The sequence below is a fragment of the Arthrobacter sp. T572 genome (assembly GCF_056780115.1).
The window spans coordinates 603,714-617,857 of record NZ_JBRAZQ010000002.1 but is presented as its reverse complement, the minus strand read 5'-3'; the positions used below and the strand labels follow the sequence as shown (position 1 = coordinate 617,857).

The following is a 14,144-nucleotide window of genomic DNA, read 5'->3' as shown; positions in this document are numbered from 1 at the left end:
AGTCAGCAGAAACCCCCGGCACTGACGTCAGTGCCGGGGGTTTTTACTATGCGGGCCAGGTTTCCTGCTGCGCCAGTTGCGCCGTGAAATCCGTTTCCGGAAGCGGCCTGCCAAAGTAGTAGCCCTGCCCGCTGGTGCAACCGATGCTGCGCAAGGCCTCGGCCTGTTCAGCGGTCTCGATGCCCTCCCATACGCCGTCCAGCCCGCAGGATCGGATGACCTGCTGGATCGCGGCCAGGAAATCCAGCTGACCTGGTTCCTTGCAGAGGTCCCGGACAAACTCCCGGTCTACTTTCACCCGGTCCACCGGGAGCTTGCGGAGGTAGCCCATGGACGAGTACCCGGTACCGAAGTCGTCGATTTCCAGTCCGACGCCCAGACGGTGCAGGCTGAGCAGGGTATAGCGGTCCAGTTCGTTGTTCTGGATGATGGCGCTCTCGGTGAGTTCCAGGACCAGGGCTTCGGGTTCGAGGCCGGCCGCGGCCAGGGCCTCGCGCACGTCGTCGCCGAACTCCAGGCTTTGCAGGTCCGCGGCTGAGACATTGATGCGCATGGTGAAATGATGGCCCGCGGTGGCCGGGTCGTCACGCCACTTCCGGAGAGTGCGAACGGCTGTCCGAAGAACCCAGCGGCCCAGCTCGGCGATGAGCCCCGTGGATTCGGCGACCGGAATGAACTGGTCCGGCATGATCAGCCCATGCACCGGGTGCTTCCAGCGGACCAGCGCTTCAGTGCCCTGCAGGCGTCCCGTTTCCAGGTCAACGATCGGCTGGTAGTAGAGCACCAACTGGTCCGAACGGATCGCGTCCTGGAGTTCTGTTTCGATCTGGCGCTGCAGCTGGCGTGCGTGGAGCATGGCGGGCTGGAATGCCTTGAGCTTGTTGCGTCCCTCGGCCTTCGATTCCTCCACGGCCATGCCGGCTTCCTGCAGGAGATCGGCGGCCCGGTGATCCGGCTCCGCGACGCGCAAACCCATGCTGGCGCCGCAGCGGAAGCTGCCCTCGCCGACGTCGATGTTTGGTTCCAGCGCCGCCAGGATGCGGTTCCCGACGGCGGTCGCCCGGCTCAGTGGCGTAGCGGGCAGAAGGATCGCGAATTCGTCGCCGCCCAGGCGGGTAACGACGTCGTCCTCCCTCACTGCCGAGCGGATGCGGGCCGCAACGGCGATCAGGATCTGGTCGGCTGCCTCGTGGCCGGCGGCCTTCCGGAGAGACCTGAATCCGTCCAGCTCGAGGAGCAGCAGGGCAGGTGCACCCGCCCCCTCCGAGGCTGCTTCCTTCGCCTTGAGGTACGCGTCCACCAAGGCGAGGCGGTTGCCCAGGCCCGTCAAGGGATCGGTCAGGGATTCCCTGGACTGCTGCTGCCGGCGGGCCTCATGGAGTTCACCCATCAGGGCATGGACCTGCCCCTCCAGCAGACGGATGCGGGAGTCGGCATCAAGGGATCCATGGCCGGTCTGGGAAAGCGCCGGTTCAAAAGTGCTCAAGTAAGTTCCAAGCGTCGCAAGGTGTCGTCCACAACGGTTTTTGGCTTGGCCATGGGGTTGCTGCGCTCGTCCATGAAAAGCCGGTAGGAGGCGACGTCCAGACGCCCGTCCCTCACCACCGATGTCCCCGAACGGTAAACATGGTTCAACCAGGACCCGCCGAGGATCGCTTCGATCCAGGCATCGCATTCGGCCAGGGACAACTGGACACGGCTGCCGGTGCTGCGTCGATGCCCGGCGATGGAAACCGTAATGCAACTGCCAAGGAGGCCTTTGTCAGCGGTGAACCATGCCAGGCCTTCCACGTCCCCCACAATGGTGAGGTTCGCGTTGCCGTCCTCCACCGACTGCACCGGGCCCATCCGGACCGATCGCCGGGCCGCGTTGAGCGCGGTCGGTGTACCGGCCTGGTAGGGCGGGCTGGTGATGTCCTGGCGGAAACTCGCCAGTTCCTGCGTGTGCTGGACCTGGATCCTGGTGGTGAGTTGTGTGGTGGTCATGGTTTTCCCCCGTCGGCGATGGTGGCCGCACCCAGGCGGTCCGCTCCTACAATCCGGTTTCTTCCTTGTGATTTGGCGCTGTACAGGGCGGCATCTGCCACCTCGATCATGACGTTCAGGTCAGCTCCGGCCGGAATGCTGGAGGTGACCCCGTAACTGATGGTGGGGAAGGCGTGTCCTTCCGGCACCTCGGCGGTGGCCATGCGGCGGCTGATTTCCGCGGCGATGTCCTCCGCCCGGTCCTGGGTGGCACCGGGCAGGAACAGGATGAATTCCTCCCCGCCGTACCTGCCGATCAGGTCCGTGGAGCGTACCGAGGCCGTGCAGGCCTCGGCAAAGGCCTTCAGTGCGGCGTCGCCGGCGCGGTGGCCGTGTTCGTCGTTGACCAGCTTGAAGTGGTCCAGGTCCGCCAGGACTACCGCGGCACCTGAATTGGCGGCCCTAAGCCGGTTGAGTTCCGAGCCGGCGAGTTCCAGGAACGTGCCCCGGTTCAGGAGGCCGGTCAGATGGTCCCGGCTGGCCCTCTCGCGCAGGCCCCTGATCAGGTGGTCGCTGCTGAGCGCCGTCATACTGAACGACACCGTCACCAGGAGCACCAGGGACACCAGGCCTGACGGGCCCGGCCCGAACCATGAGGTGAAGAGGTGGCTTCCCGGCCCTTCCAGCGCGTACACGGTCCAGCGGCCGAGGTAATAGGTTGCCAGCAAGCCCGCGGCCACCGACAGCGCCTTGTGCACCTGCGACTGGGCTGCCTCGATGAACCACAGGTCACGCGCCGCCAGCCCGATCCCCAGCGCCATCATGGCCAGGTAGACGAAGCCTCCGGACCATACATTGGACGCCGGGTTTTCCAGCATGGAGGCAACCGCGGTGACGGCTGGGCCCAAGGCCAGCTGCCAGGGAGTGGCTTTGAGGTCGCGCAAGGTCCGGGCGCCGGCAAAGACGCTGAAGGCTCCGGCCACCACCAGGACGTTGCCGGCGGGGTTGGCCCAGATCTGGTGGGGCGTGCCGTTGAGGAGGAAGGCGGCGTTGCCCAGCATGAACTCCAGCAGTGCGACGCTCCACCACCCCGCGTACGGCGAACGGGTGCGGCGGTAGGACAGGCAGAACAGGACCAGCAGTGTCACTGTTACCACGCCAAGGGCAACTCTTACTGAAAACGCATCGAGCACCATTGATCGCTCCTGCCACGTGGTCCCACGCCAATTTCTAACATGTCAGGGCTCCTGTCAACGCAGCGCCTTTCCACGCATTGGACGTGCCGGGAACCTTGTAATATCCGCGGATTTCATAGGTCCAGGTACCAACCAACTGGATTCCGGAGGTATAAGTCCTTCCGGATGATTTGCTGAGGTCACCGGTGAACTCCAGAGCACCGCTGCGGTTGTACAGCTTGATTTCGTGGTAATTGGTGCGCGGCACCTGGTCGAAGGAGTTGACCACTACCGTCGCCTTGAGGCCGAAGGTGGAACGGGTCATGTGCACGTCGGCAGCGGCCGGTGCAGTGATCCGCAGGGCGCTATAGTGCGGCGCTTCGCTCCGGGTGTCCGAGAAGGCGGCAAACGCACCTGCCGGCGCCATCAGGCATGAACCAGCGACGGCGGCAGAGGTCGCCACGGCGCGCCAGGTATGGTTCCTGTTCATGCCGCCCGCCCCCTTAGCTGCTACCGGCTTTGCCCGTGGTTTCAGTGTGGTGGCTGCGGCTCAACCCTGCTGCGGCGTTTCCTCAAGATTCGATCAAGAAAACCCTGCGGCAGGCCGGTTCATAATAGGACCATGTGGATTGGGTGGATCGAATTCGATGTCCTTCTGGGCGACGTCCACAGCCTGAAGGAGAAGCGGTCCCTGGTTCGGCCGCTCGTTGCTGAACTCAAACGCCGTTTTGACGTTTCCGCCGCCGAGACGGGACTGCAGGACCAACACCGCAGGGCGATGATCGGTGCGGCGATGGTGTCTGCCGACCACGCCCACGTCACGGAGGTCCTGGACGCCGTGGAACGCTTGGTGGCGGCGCGTCCCGAGATTGAACTGCTGACTGCGCGGCGGCGGGACCTCCACAGCGAAGACTAGCTGGGCGTTCAGTAACCTATGACGGCCAACCTGGTGGAGTCGAGGTGTGCGTCGATCGCCTGGTGGGCTGCCTCCAGGCTGCGGCTGCGGAGGGCATCCACAATCAACTGGTGTTCCCGGAGGACGTCCCCGGCCCTGTCTGTTCCCCGGGTGACCGCGCGGACACCGATTCTGAGCTGCCGCTGCCGCAGCGATGAGTAGAAGTCCGCCAGGATGGGGTTGCCCCCGGCGCGGACCATCTGCGTATGGAACTCGGTGTCCAGCTCGATGAACCTGGCAGGGTCGTCTTTGGCCTCGTGCTGCTGGTCAATGATGTGCTGGAAACTATCGATCTGCCCCTCGGCCATGCCCTCAAGGGCCAGGACGGCCCACTTTTCCACCACAGACCGTGCCTGGAGGATGGCGCGCACATCCGGGTCCGAGATCGGCGGCACGTAGGCCCCCTTGTGGGGAATCCTCTTGACGAAACCCTCCGCTTCAAGCCTGAGGAGCGCTTCCCTGACAGGCGTGCGGGAAGTGCCGGTCGTTTTCGCCAGGACTGCCTCGTTGAGGAACGTCTCTTCCTCCCGGGGCAAGGCGGCGATGTAGCTTTGCATCCACTGGTAAGCCACGTCGGGCTGCGACTGCGCAGCTGGTGTCATCTGGATCATGGAGAGCCTTTCTCGCGAAGCCCAGTATACGAGTTGCATTCAGCCATACTCGCTATAGACAGGTTGTATACAACTAGTCTACAGTGATGTTCCAGTGATTCAACTCACTGCCCGGAACCCCTCATCTCCGTGGAGACCGGCTCCCCCTGAATGCCGGCCCACCCGCAAAAGGATCCCCACCATGACCGATTTGAAGAAAGCAGAACTGAGGCAGCAAAAGCACTCGAGCCTCCCCGTAGTTGCTGCTTCGAGCCTGGCCGGCACCGCCGTGGAATGGTACGACTTCTTCCTCTACGGCACTGCGGCAGCACTGGTTTTCAACAAGCTCTTTTTCCCCACCGACGATCCCCTGGTAGGCACCATGCTCGCGTTGGGCACGTTCGCCGCCGGCTTCCTGGCCCGGCCCCTGGGCGCCATTGTCCTTGGCCACTTGGGTGACAAACATGGCCGCAGGGCCACGCTGGTTGCAAGCCTCATGCTCATGGGTGTTGCCACCACCCTCATCGCTTTCATTCCCGCCTATGCCGCGATCGGCATCGCGGCGCCCTTGCTGCTCCTGCTCCTGCGCCTCGTCCAAGGGTTTGCGCTGGGTGGCGAGTGGGGCGGCGCGGTCCTCCTTGTCTCCGAGCACAGCAACGACAGTGCACGGCGTGCCTTCTGGTCCTCGTGGCCGAACATGGGCCCGCCACTTGGAAACCTCATGGCCGCAGGTGTCCTGGCCATCCTGGCCGCCACCATGCCGGAAAGTGACTTCCTGGCATGGGGTTGGCGGATCGCTTTCGGTCTCTCCGCGCTGCTGGTAGTCATTGGTTTGGTATTGCGTCTTTACGTCCAGGAGACACCGCTGTTCAAGGAAGCACAGCGGAAGCGCGAAGCCACGGCCGCCAGCGAGCGCAAGATGCCCCTCGCCATCCTGTTCCGCCGGAACTGGCGGGAAATCCTGATCGCCACAGGCAGCCGAATGGGCGAAAACGCGGGCTTCTACATCTACTCGCTGTTCATCATCACCTACGTCACGCAGATCATGGGACTGCAGCGGCAGACGGGCCTCACCGCCGTCATGATCGGCCAGGCCGTCGCAGTCGTCGCCATCCCTGGCTTGGCCCTGTACGCAGACAAAGTCGGGCGCAAGCCCATCATGATCGGGGCTTCCGTAGCCACAGTTATCTGGGCCTTTGCGTTCTTCGCCCTGCTGAACACCGGCCAGGTCTGGGGAATCATCGCCGCTGCCGTCGGAGGCCTGCTGATCTTCGCAGCCTACAGCTCCGTGATCGGCGCCTTCTTCTCCGAACTCTTCCCCACCGATGTGCGGTACAGCGGAACTTCAGTGGCGTACAACCTCGCCTCCCTGATTGCCGGCTCGCTGTCCCCGATCATCGCACTGGCTCTGTACAGCGCCTTTGGCACCGGGTACGCGATCGGCATCTACCTCGCGGCGATGGGCCTGGTCTCCATGGTCTCCGTGATGTTCGCCAAGGAAACCAAGGACCTGCGGCTCAGCGACCTGGACGACCAGCCAAGCAACGCAAAGTAAGGAACCCACGAATGAAAATCGCACTCGTCCAAGTGGCCAGCCCGGACAACGAAAGCCGCGGGGAACGCCTCGAACGGGTCGAAGCCCTGCTCCGGACCATCAAGGGCGCCGAACTGATCGTGCTCCCGGAACTGTGGAGTGCCGGGTACTTTCACTTTGACCAGTACCAGGACCTTGCGGAAACAGTGGCGGGGCCAACGGTTTCCATGTGCTCCCGCGTAGCCAAGGACCTCGGCGTACACCTCCACATCGGAAGCATCGTGGAGGCCGGTGAGGACGGAGAACTCAGCAACACCTCCATCCTGCTGGGACCGGACGGCAGCGTGGTCCACACGTACCGCAAGATCCATGTCTTTGGCTACAAGTCCAAGGAAGCCGCCCTGCTCACAGCGGGGACATCATTGCCCGTGGCGGAACTTCCCTTCGGAACCACTGCCGGCATCACCTGCTATGACCTGCGGTTCCCGGGCCTGTGGATGGAGCTGAGCAACCGTGGCGCCGAGATCGTGATTGTTCCGGCCGCGTGGCCGGCAGCGCGGCGGGAACATTGGCGGCTGCTCACCTCTGCCCGGGCCGTGGAACACCAGATCTTCGTGATCGCCTGCAACGCCACCGGCACCCAGGAAGGCGTCGAGCTCGGTGGCCACAGCCGGGTGGTGGACCCCTCCGGGAACGTCCTGGCTGAGGCCAACGAGGACGAATCGGTGGTTTTGGTGGAGATCGACCCAGCCCAGGTCAGCACTGTCCGCAAGGAATTCCCCGTCATCAACGACCGCCTCGCGGCCTACGACTCTTTGACCCTCTAAGGAGAAACCCATGCAAACCAACAGGCACGTCCCCCTCACCTTCAGGGTGGTGGGAACAGACAAGACGATCACGGTGGCGGACTTCCACGCGGTGGTGGCAGGCTACACCGGCCGCGATCCCGAGGCGGTGCAGCACCACATCGACGAGCTCGCGGCCATCGGGGTCGCTCCGCCGCCCGAGGTTCCCATGTTCTACCGCATGGACGCGGACCTCTTTGAGACCTCGGGTGAGCACGAGGCCTCCGACAATCTCACCTCCGGCGAAATCGAGCCGCTGTACATCCGCCATGAGGGCAAGTTCTACCTCGGCATCGGTTCCGACCACACCGACCGTGACATCGAGGCCGAGGACATCGGCGATTCCAAGCGTGCTTGCCCCAAGCCCGTCGCCGGTGAGGTGCTCGCCGTCGACTCCTTGGAAGAGCTGGACCTGGACCAATGCACGGCCCGCTCCTGGGTGGACGGCGGGCTGTACCAAGAAGGTTCGCTTGCAGGCCTGCGTAAGCCGGCTGACGTCGTCGAACGCCTTCTGGCGCGAACGGACATCGGTGACGCCGACTTCCTGTGCCTTGGGGGCACCCTCCCGCTCCTGAACGGAAAGTTCATTGACGGAACTTCCTGGAAGTTGGAGCTCTCGTTCCCGAATGGGACCACCATTGAACATAACTACAAAATCAAGAAAGGCTCACTCTGATGAGGACCGGAAAGCAGTACCTGAAGTCCCTGAATGACGGCCGGACGGTGATCCTCGACGGCGAGGTTGTCCCGAACGTCCTGGAGCACCCGGCGTTCGCGAAAGTCGCCCACACCATGTCCGAACTGTTCGACATCGCCGCCGACCCGGCCAACGGCATGCAGTTCCACTCGGACGAAATCGACGGTCCCGCAAACCGTACCTTCGCAGCTCCGCGCAGCCAGGAGGAACTTGTCCTGAGGCGCCAGGCCATCGAAAAGTGGGCCAAGCACACCCACGGCTGGGTTGGCCGCAGCCCGGACCACGTTGGCACGTTCTTCGCTGCATTCGGCTCGCACCCGGACGTCTTCGCCAACGAGGAACGCGACTTCGCCGGCAACGTGGAGCGGTACTACAAGAAGGTCCTGGCCGAGAACCTGTACCTTTCCTACGCGATCATTCCCCCGCAGGTCTCCCGGGCAACCACCGCCTCAGGTTGGGAAGGCGACTACCTGCAGGTCGGCGTCGTGCGTGAAACCGAGGAGGGCATAGTTGTCCGCGGTTCGCAGATGCTGGCCACCGGCGCCGCAATCGCCGACGAAGTCTTTGTCACCTGCATCAAGCCGCTCGGACCGGACGATGTGGACTTCGCCGTCAGCTTCGCCATCCCGGTGGCGACCGATGGCCTCAAGCTGTACTGCCGCCGCCCGTTCGCACCGGCTGCCACCAGCGACTTCGACTACCCGCTCACCAGCCACTACGACGAGCCCGATGCCCTGGTGGTGTTCGACGACGTCCTCATCCCGTGGGACCGCGTGTTCATCAACCGGAACATCGATACCCTCCGCCGCCAGTTCTTCGACACCGGCGCCCACGCCCTCGGCAACTGGCAGGCCCAGATCCGGTTCTCCACCAAGCTGAAGTTCATCGCCTCGGTGGCCCGCAAGGTCACGCAGGTCAACGGAACGGACAAGATCCCCGGCGTGCAGGAAAAGCTCGGCGAGCTCGCCGCCATCGTCCAGTCGGTTGAGTCGGCGGTCCTCGCCGCCGAATACACGGCGACAACCGACGACGCCGGGATGCGGGTTCCGGGGAAAGCGGCACTGTACGGGGCCATGGGCCTGCAGTCCGAAACCTACCCCCGCGTGATCTCCATCCTCCGCGACCTGGTGGGTGGCGGCGTACTCCAGCTGCCCTCGAGCGTTGCGGACATGACCAGCAGCGTGACCCGTCCGGACATGGAACGCTACGTCCAGTCCCCCGGTGTTGCCAGCGAGGAACGTGTGAAGCTCTTCAAGCTGGCCTGGGACATCATCGGCTCGGAGTTCGCCGGCCGCCACCAGCAGTACGAGATGTTCTACGCCGGGGCACCGTTCGTGGTCCGTGGCGCCTACACCTACCGGAACTACGGCTACGACGCACTGGTGGCCGAGCTGGATACGTTCCTTGGCTCGTACGGCATCAACTCGCAGACGGAAGGGATCTGACCATGGCCAAGCCGGAATTTGAGTTCACCCCCACGGACTCGGTGGAGTTCGCACCCTGCAACCCCCACATCGAGGGCCTGTCCGAGGCCATCCTCGCCCGGGATTCGGACAACGACAGCGTCACCAGGATCCTGAAGTTCGAACCAGGTACGGACACCTCCCCCAACGGCGTGCTGACCCACGATTTCTGGGAAGAGGTCTTCATTTTCGAAGGTTCGTTCGTGGACCAGCGGCTCGGCAAAACCTTCAAGGCCGGCGACTGGGCCACCCGTCCCCCGGGCATGGAGCACGGCCCGTGGGTTTCCGAGAACGGCGCCAAGATGTTCGAGGTCCGGTACTACACCGATCCGGCGCAAACCGGGCGGAGGAACTGACATGAGCCTCGCACCGCTTTTCACGGTTCCCGATGCCATGGGCATGCGCCGCGCCATGGGCCGCTTCCTCACGGGTGTCGCCGTGGTGACCACCAAGCACGAGGACGAGCTTTACGGGATGACCATCAGCTCGCTGACGTCCATCAGCCTTGAACCGCCCATCCTCATGATTTCGCTGAACTTCGGCACCCGTACCGGCGATGCCCTGATGGAGAGCGGCAAGTTCGCAGTCTCGATTCTCGGGTCCAAGCAGGAGTCGATCGCGCGACGGTTCGCAGTGCGCGGCGGGAACCGCTTCGACGAGGGCGATTTCGACGTCACCGAGAGCGGCTTGCCGGTGATCAAAGGCGCCCTGGCCCAGGCGGACTGCACGGTAGTGCAAAAGTACGACGTCGGCGATCACCAGGTCTTCTTCGGACAGGTCACCACCTGCCGGGACCGGGACGGCGAAGTGCTGGCGTTCAAGGCGGGCCGCTTCGGTTCGTTCAGCGACTTCGGCCACGCCGAGATTCCCTGGATGTTCTAGCGGGCCTCAGTGGCTGCGCCTCCAGCACCAACTTTGGCGCGCGAACGCCCCCGACACGCCCATAGCAAGGCGTGTCGGGGGCGTTTCGCGTTCAAAGTGGGTGGTGGCGGTACAGCCTAGGCGATGGTCAGTTCGCCCATCCGGTCCCAGCCGGTTCCCTCGATCTGGCGGCTGACAATGTACGGAGTCGCTGCCAGCGCCTGGGGCATGTCGGCCATGGCTTTCTTGAAGTGTTCGCTGGTGACATGGGCTTCAGCAGCGTCATCCTGGAAAGCTTCCACCAGGACGAATTCGTTGGGGTCGTCCACGCTGCGGGACCAGTCGAACCAGAGATTGCCCGGTTCCTTGCGGGTGGCTTCGGTAAAGTCGGCCACCAGGTCCAGCCAGCGCTCGGACCATTCGGGCTTGACGGGGAACTTGACCACAATGAAAATCACGGGTTGTCGCCTTTCGTTGAACTGCAGATCCTTCCCATTCTGTCACTGCCGTTAAATGCCCGACGGCGGTCCGCACCTTAAGGTGCCGGCCGCCGTCGAACGCTGTTTTGGCTTGGTTGTGCTACTTCCGGGTCCTGCCTATTTGGAGGTCCCCTGGGACACCGAACCCTGCAGCTGGCGCTGGAAGATCACGTAGACGATCAACACGGGAATCACGGTGACGCTGACCGCGGCAAACAGAGCACCGTAATCAACCGCATACCCCATCTGGCCTGCAAAGGCTGCCAGCTCCTGGGAGAGGACCCTGGGCCCGGCGGCGTTGATGGAGACGGGGATGAGGAACTGGTTCCACAGGCCCAGGAAGTTGAAGATGGCTACCGATGCCAGGCCGGGCTTGGCCATGGGAAGCATCACCTGGAAAAAGGTCCGCCACTCTCCTGCACCGTCCAGGGCCGCGGCTTCGGTGATCTCGTGCGGCAGGGATTTGAAGAACGAGAACAGGAAGAAGACCGTGAAGGGCAGGGCGAACCCGACGTACACGATGATCAGGCCGGGCAACGTGTTGAGCAGGCCCATGTTCCTCAGGACGAAGAACAGGGGAACCATGGCCAGGAAGATCGGGAACGTCAGTCCGGCGAGCATCAGGTAGTAGATGGCACGGCTGCCCGGGAAGGTGTAGCGGGCCAAAACGTAGGCGCACATGGCGCCGAGGACCATCACGATCACCAGGGCCGCCGCGACCACCAGGACGGAATTCAGGAAGGCGCTGCCGATTCCGGCGTCGCTCCATGCCTTGACGTAGTTGTCCAGCCGCCATTGCCCGGGAAGCGCGAAGGGCGAGGCGAAAATCTCGCTGGAGGTTTTGAATGACGACATGAAGGTCCACAGGAGCGGCAGGATCACGATCAGGGTCCACACCGTCAATGCCGTGTGCGAGACGGCACCCACCACTTTGTCGCCGGGACTTGTGGCCGGCGTGCGGGGTTGGAAGTGCAGTGACTTCATCTGCCGGGTTGAAACATCCGTTGCCATTAGAGGCTCACATCCTTATCGCCGCCGGTGAGCTTGTTGACCGCGAATACCAGGCCGGAGAAGATCAGCGTGGCGATCGCCAGGACAACGCCCATGGCACTTGCCAGGCCGAACTGTCCCTTGCTGAAGGCGGTGAAGAACAACTGCTGCGCCATGACCAGGGTTGAGTTGTCCGGGCCGCCGCCGGAGTTGAGGGCTGCCATGTACACGAAGGCGTCCAGGGCCAGGATGCCCATGTAGATGTAGGCCGTCTGGATATTGTCGCGGATCAGCGGGATGGTGATGGACACGGCGGTACGGAACCGTCCGGCGCCGTCGATCCTGGCAGCTTCGAACAATTCGGCGGGAATGCCCTTGATACCGGCCACGAACAGGACCATGTAAAAGCCCACGAAGCCCCACACGATCACGAACATGGTGGCGATCATGGCGGTGTTCTTGTCTCCCAGCCAGGCGAAATCCTTGAACTGGTCAAGGCCCAGTCCGGTCAGGATGCCGTTGAGGAGGCCGCCGGAGGGATCGTAGATCTGGCCCCACATGATGCCGATCGCGATGGCCGGGATGGTGTACGGGAAGAAGGACACCACCCGGTAGAAACTGGAGTTGCGGAGGCCCTTGATCTGGCCTTTGCTGCTGCCGCCCACGGTGACCAGCGACGCGAGCACAAGGCTCAGGACTATGGTGATGACCGGCAGGAAGATGACCAGGAGGATGTTGTTGCCCATGGCCTTCATGAAGATGTCGTCCGTGAAGATCCGGGCGTAGTTCTCCAGGCCGATGAAGTTCTGCGTGGGAGAGAACCCTGACCAGTCCGTGAGCGAGTACCCGAACGCCTGCACGAAGGGCCAGATCACGAACAACAGGTAGATCGCCAGGGGAAGGCCAAGGAAGACAGCGAAGAAGCTGATCTTGTCCCACGTCAGCGGTTTGCGCCGCCGCCTGGTTACCTGCGGTGGCGCCACGGCCGGAACGACGGCGGCCGCGAGGCCGTCGCCGCTCCGGCTCTGTTGAGCTTTCACTACGGTCACTTCACTTCAATCTTCTTGACCGAGCTGTCGTTGCGGACCTTGTCGGTGATCTTCTGCAGCTCCGAGGTCAGCGTTGCGACGTCCGACTTACCGTCCAGGAAGGTGTTCCAGACAACCAGCTGGTCCTTGTTGGTGCCGTACAGGTCGATGAAGTTCCAGGTGTAGATGTCCTCCCCTGCGTCCTTGAGGAGCTTGGTCTGGGACACGAGCGCCGTGGATCCGAAGCCGTCTTCAGGGACCGTGTCCTTGACAATGGTCGGTGCAAGCTTGGTCTTGGCGAAGTTGGTGGCTGCCTCCTTGGAGAGCATGACGCGGAGCAATTCCTTGCCGCCGGCCACGTTCTTGCCTTGTGAGGGAACGATGAAAGGTTCACCGGCCGCGCTGTGCAGTGCGGTGTACGGCATCTTGGGGCTGGCGCTCACGGAGGGCACGGGTGCACCCATCATGTTGAAGCCGGCCTTGGTTTGGTCCTTCATCTCGTTTTCGATCCACGAGCCGGACGGGTAGAACACTGCTTCCTGCGCGTTGCTCCACTGCGCCTGGGCGGCTGTGAACTGCGTGCCGGAGCCACCGGGCTTGAAGAAGCCGGCCTTGACGATCTTGTCCAGTGCAGTGAAGACCGACTGGATGGCCGGGTGGGACCAGCAGTTCTCCTTGAGGTTCTCCAAGGCCAGCCGGACTTCGTCGCCGCCTTCCTTGATGGCCGAAGCAATCGCCATCTCCTGGTAATAGGTGGCGGCCTCCTTGCCCCACACGAACAGATACTTGCCCTTGGCCTTGGCTTGCTCGCCGAGGGCATACATTTCGTCCCACGTCTTGGGAACAGTCCAGCCGTTTTCCTTCAGCAGCGCATCCGAGTACCACACGGCGAAGACGGTGAGCACGTAGTTAAGCGCGGCCAACTTGCCGTCAAAGGTACCCGGGGCGAGGACACCGGTGTACAGGGTGTCCTTGATGACCTTCCCTTCGAGGTTCTTGGCTTCCACCAGGCTGGTCAGGTCCTCGAGCTGGGCAAGGATGGTGCTGAAGCCGATGGCCTTGGCGCCGGAGTTGTCAATCAGGTCCGGTGGATTGCCGCCGACGAAACGCGGCTGCAGTTCCTGGGCGATGTCGGTGGACGGGGCGATCTTGGCGGTGGAACCCGAGTGCGTGGACTCGAAGGTCTTGCCGGCAAACTCGACGTAATCGATCCCGTAGCCACCCTTGAAGATCACGGCATCAACGGTGGACTTGTCGGCCATGCCGAACGGGTTGGTGTCGGAGACAGTTCCCGTCGGCCCTGCAGTGGTACCGCCACCGCCTGCTGCACATGACGCAATGGTTCCGCCCATGGGGACGAGCACCGCGGCAGCGAGTGCTCCGCGGAGGAATCCGCGGCGACCAAGGGACTGGTGCTGAACGTTCATTTCAAAACCCTCCAGTGACTCGTTATGTCGACTGTTGCGGCGGGGCGGCCGGAAAGTCGGACAGTCTGGGTTGGCGGCCCTGCAGTGCCAACCTTCGTGTGACATACTTCACCACGAATGATCGAAAATCAATAT

The 14,144-nt window shown here is 63.1% G+C and carries 16 protein-coding genes; 7 read left to right on the top strand and 9 right to left on the bottom strand.

From position 1 onward, the window contains the following. Window positions 1-46: 46 nt before the first annotated feature. From ACUYMZ_RS04120 to ACUYMZ_RS04105, 4 genes are read right to left on the bottom strand one after another with little or no spacing between them, the layout of a single operon-like run. Window positions 47-1,486 (bottom strand): putative bifunctional diguanylate cyclase/phosphodiesterase, encoded by a 1,440-nt coding sequence (locus tag ACUYMZ_RS04120; RefSeq protein WP_481602193.1) that lies wholly within the window; start codon window positions 1,484-1,486, stop codon window positions 47-49. Then, window positions 1,483-1,986 carry a hypothetical protein gene (locus ACUYMZ_RS04115; protein WP_481602192.1) on the bottom strand — a complete coding sequence of 168 codons (504 nt, stop codon included), beginning with the start codon at window positions 1,984-1,986 and terminating at the stop codon, window positions 1,483-1,485. The genes ACUYMZ_RS04120 and ACUYMZ_RS04115 overlap by 4 nt, the downstream gene beginning before the upstream one ends. After that, entirely contained in the window at window positions 1,983-3,161 is a 1,179-nt protein-coding gene (locus ACUYMZ_RS04110) for a GGDEF domain-containing protein (protein ID WP_426005824.1), read from the bottom strand. Before ACUYMZ_RS04110 ends, ACUYMZ_RS04115 begins: the two co-directional genes overlap by 4 nt. A 34-nt stretch (window positions 3,162-3,195) precedes the next feature. Beyond that, window positions 3,196-3,630: a SipW-dependent-type signal peptide-containing protein gene (locus ACUYMZ_RS04105; RefSeq protein ID WP_481602191.1), complete on the bottom strand. Its 435-nt coding sequence runs from the start codon at window positions 3,628-3,630 to the stop codon at window positions 3,196-3,198. A gap of 132 nt (window positions 3,631-3,762) precedes the next feature. Here ACUYMZ_RS04105 and ACUYMZ_RS04100 point away from each other — a divergent pair, with 132 nt between their 5' ends. Next, entirely contained in the window at window positions 3,763-4,056 is a 294-nt protein-coding gene (locus tag ACUYMZ_RS04100) for a DUF503 domain-containing protein (protein ID WP_481602190.1), read from the top strand. An 8-nt stretch (window positions 4,057-4,064) separates the two neighbouring features. On the opposite strand, the gene ACUYMZ_RS04095 is transcribed toward ACUYMZ_RS04100, so the two are convergent. Beyond that, window positions 4,065-4,706, bottom strand: a complete 642-nt coding sequence (locus ACUYMZ_RS04095) for a GntR family transcriptional regulator (RefSeq protein WP_426005821.1) — start codon at window positions 4,704-4,706, stop codon at window positions 4,065-4,067. A gap of 181 nt (window positions 4,707-4,887) precedes the next feature. Between ACUYMZ_RS04095 and ACUYMZ_RS04090 the strand changes: the two genes are divergently transcribed. From ACUYMZ_RS04090 to ACUYMZ_RS04065, 6 genes are read left to right on the top strand one after another with little or no spacing between them, the layout of a single operon-like run. Next, complete coding sequence (locus ACUYMZ_RS04090; protein ID WP_481602189.1) at window positions 4,888-6,240, top strand: MFS transporter; 1,353 nt, start codon at window positions 4,888-4,890, stop codon at window positions 6,238-6,240. Between the two features lie 11 nt (window positions 6,241-6,251). Then, the gene (locus ACUYMZ_RS04085) at window positions 6,252-7,046 is read left to right on the top strand and encodes a carbon-nitrogen family hydrolase (protein WP_481602188.1); all 795 of its coding nucleotides are present in this window, start codon (window positions 6,252-6,254) and stop codon (window positions 7,044-7,046) included. 10 nt (window positions 7,047-7,056) lie between these two features. Further along, entirely contained in the window at window positions 7,057-7,740 is a 684-nt protein-coding gene (locus ACUYMZ_RS04080; RefSeq protein ID WP_481602187.1) for a DUF2848 family protein, read from the top strand. After that, window positions 7,740-9,206, top strand: a complete 1,467-nt coding sequence (locus tag ACUYMZ_RS04075; protein WP_481602186.1) for a 4-hydroxyphenylacetate 3-hydroxylase family protein — start codon at window positions 7,740-7,742, stop codon at window positions 9,204-9,206. Before ACUYMZ_RS04080 ends, ACUYMZ_RS04075 begins: the two co-directional genes overlap by 1 nt. 2 nt (window positions 9,207-9,208) lie before the next feature. Further along, window positions 9,209-9,580 carry a cupin domain-containing protein gene (locus ACUYMZ_RS04070; protein WP_426005815.1) on the top strand — a complete coding sequence of 124 codons (372 nt, stop codon included), beginning with the start codon at window positions 9,209-9,211 and terminating at the stop codon, window positions 9,578-9,580. Between the two features lies 1 nt (window position 9,581). After that, a complete protein-coding gene (locus ACUYMZ_RS04065) occupies window positions 9,582-10,106 on the top strand; it encodes a flavin reductase family protein (RefSeq protein ID WP_481602185.1) in 525 nt (174 codons plus the stop codon). A 116-nt stretch (window positions 10,107-10,222) separates the two neighbouring features. Here the strand turns inward: ACUYMZ_RS04065 and ACUYMZ_RS04060 are convergent, their stop codons facing one another. The 4 genes from ACUYMZ_RS04060 to ngcE all read right to left on the bottom strand — a co-directional run bounded on the left by ACUYMZ_RS04060 (window position 10,223) and on the right by ngcE (window position 14,009). Continuing rightward, a complete protein-coding gene (locus tag ACUYMZ_RS04060) occupies window positions 10,223-10,543 on the bottom strand; it encodes a putative quinol monooxygenase (protein ID WP_481602184.1) in 321 nt (106 codons plus the stop codon). Between the two features lie 138 nt (window positions 10,544-10,681). After that, on the bottom strand, window positions 10,682-11,575 hold the full coding sequence (locus tag ACUYMZ_RS04055; protein ID WP_426005811.1) for a carbohydrate ABC transporter permease: 894 nt from the start codon (window positions 11,573-11,575) through the stop codon (window positions 10,682-10,684). Next, window positions 11,575-12,603, bottom strand: a complete 1,029-nt coding sequence (locus ACUYMZ_RS04050; protein ID WP_426005810.1) for a carbohydrate ABC transporter permease — start codon at window positions 12,601-12,603, stop codon at window positions 11,575-11,577. The genes ACUYMZ_RS04055 and ACUYMZ_RS04050 overlap by 1 nt, the downstream gene beginning before the upstream one ends. Next, a complete protein-coding gene (gene ngcE, locus ACUYMZ_RS04045; RefSeq protein ID WP_426005809.1) occupies window positions 12,600-14,009 on the bottom strand; it encodes an N-acetylglucosamine/diacetylchitobiose ABC transporter substrate-binding protein in 1,410 nt (469 codons plus the stop codon). Before ngcE ends, ACUYMZ_RS04050 begins: the two co-directional genes overlap by 4 nt. Window positions 14,010-14,144 lie beyond the last annotated feature (135 nt).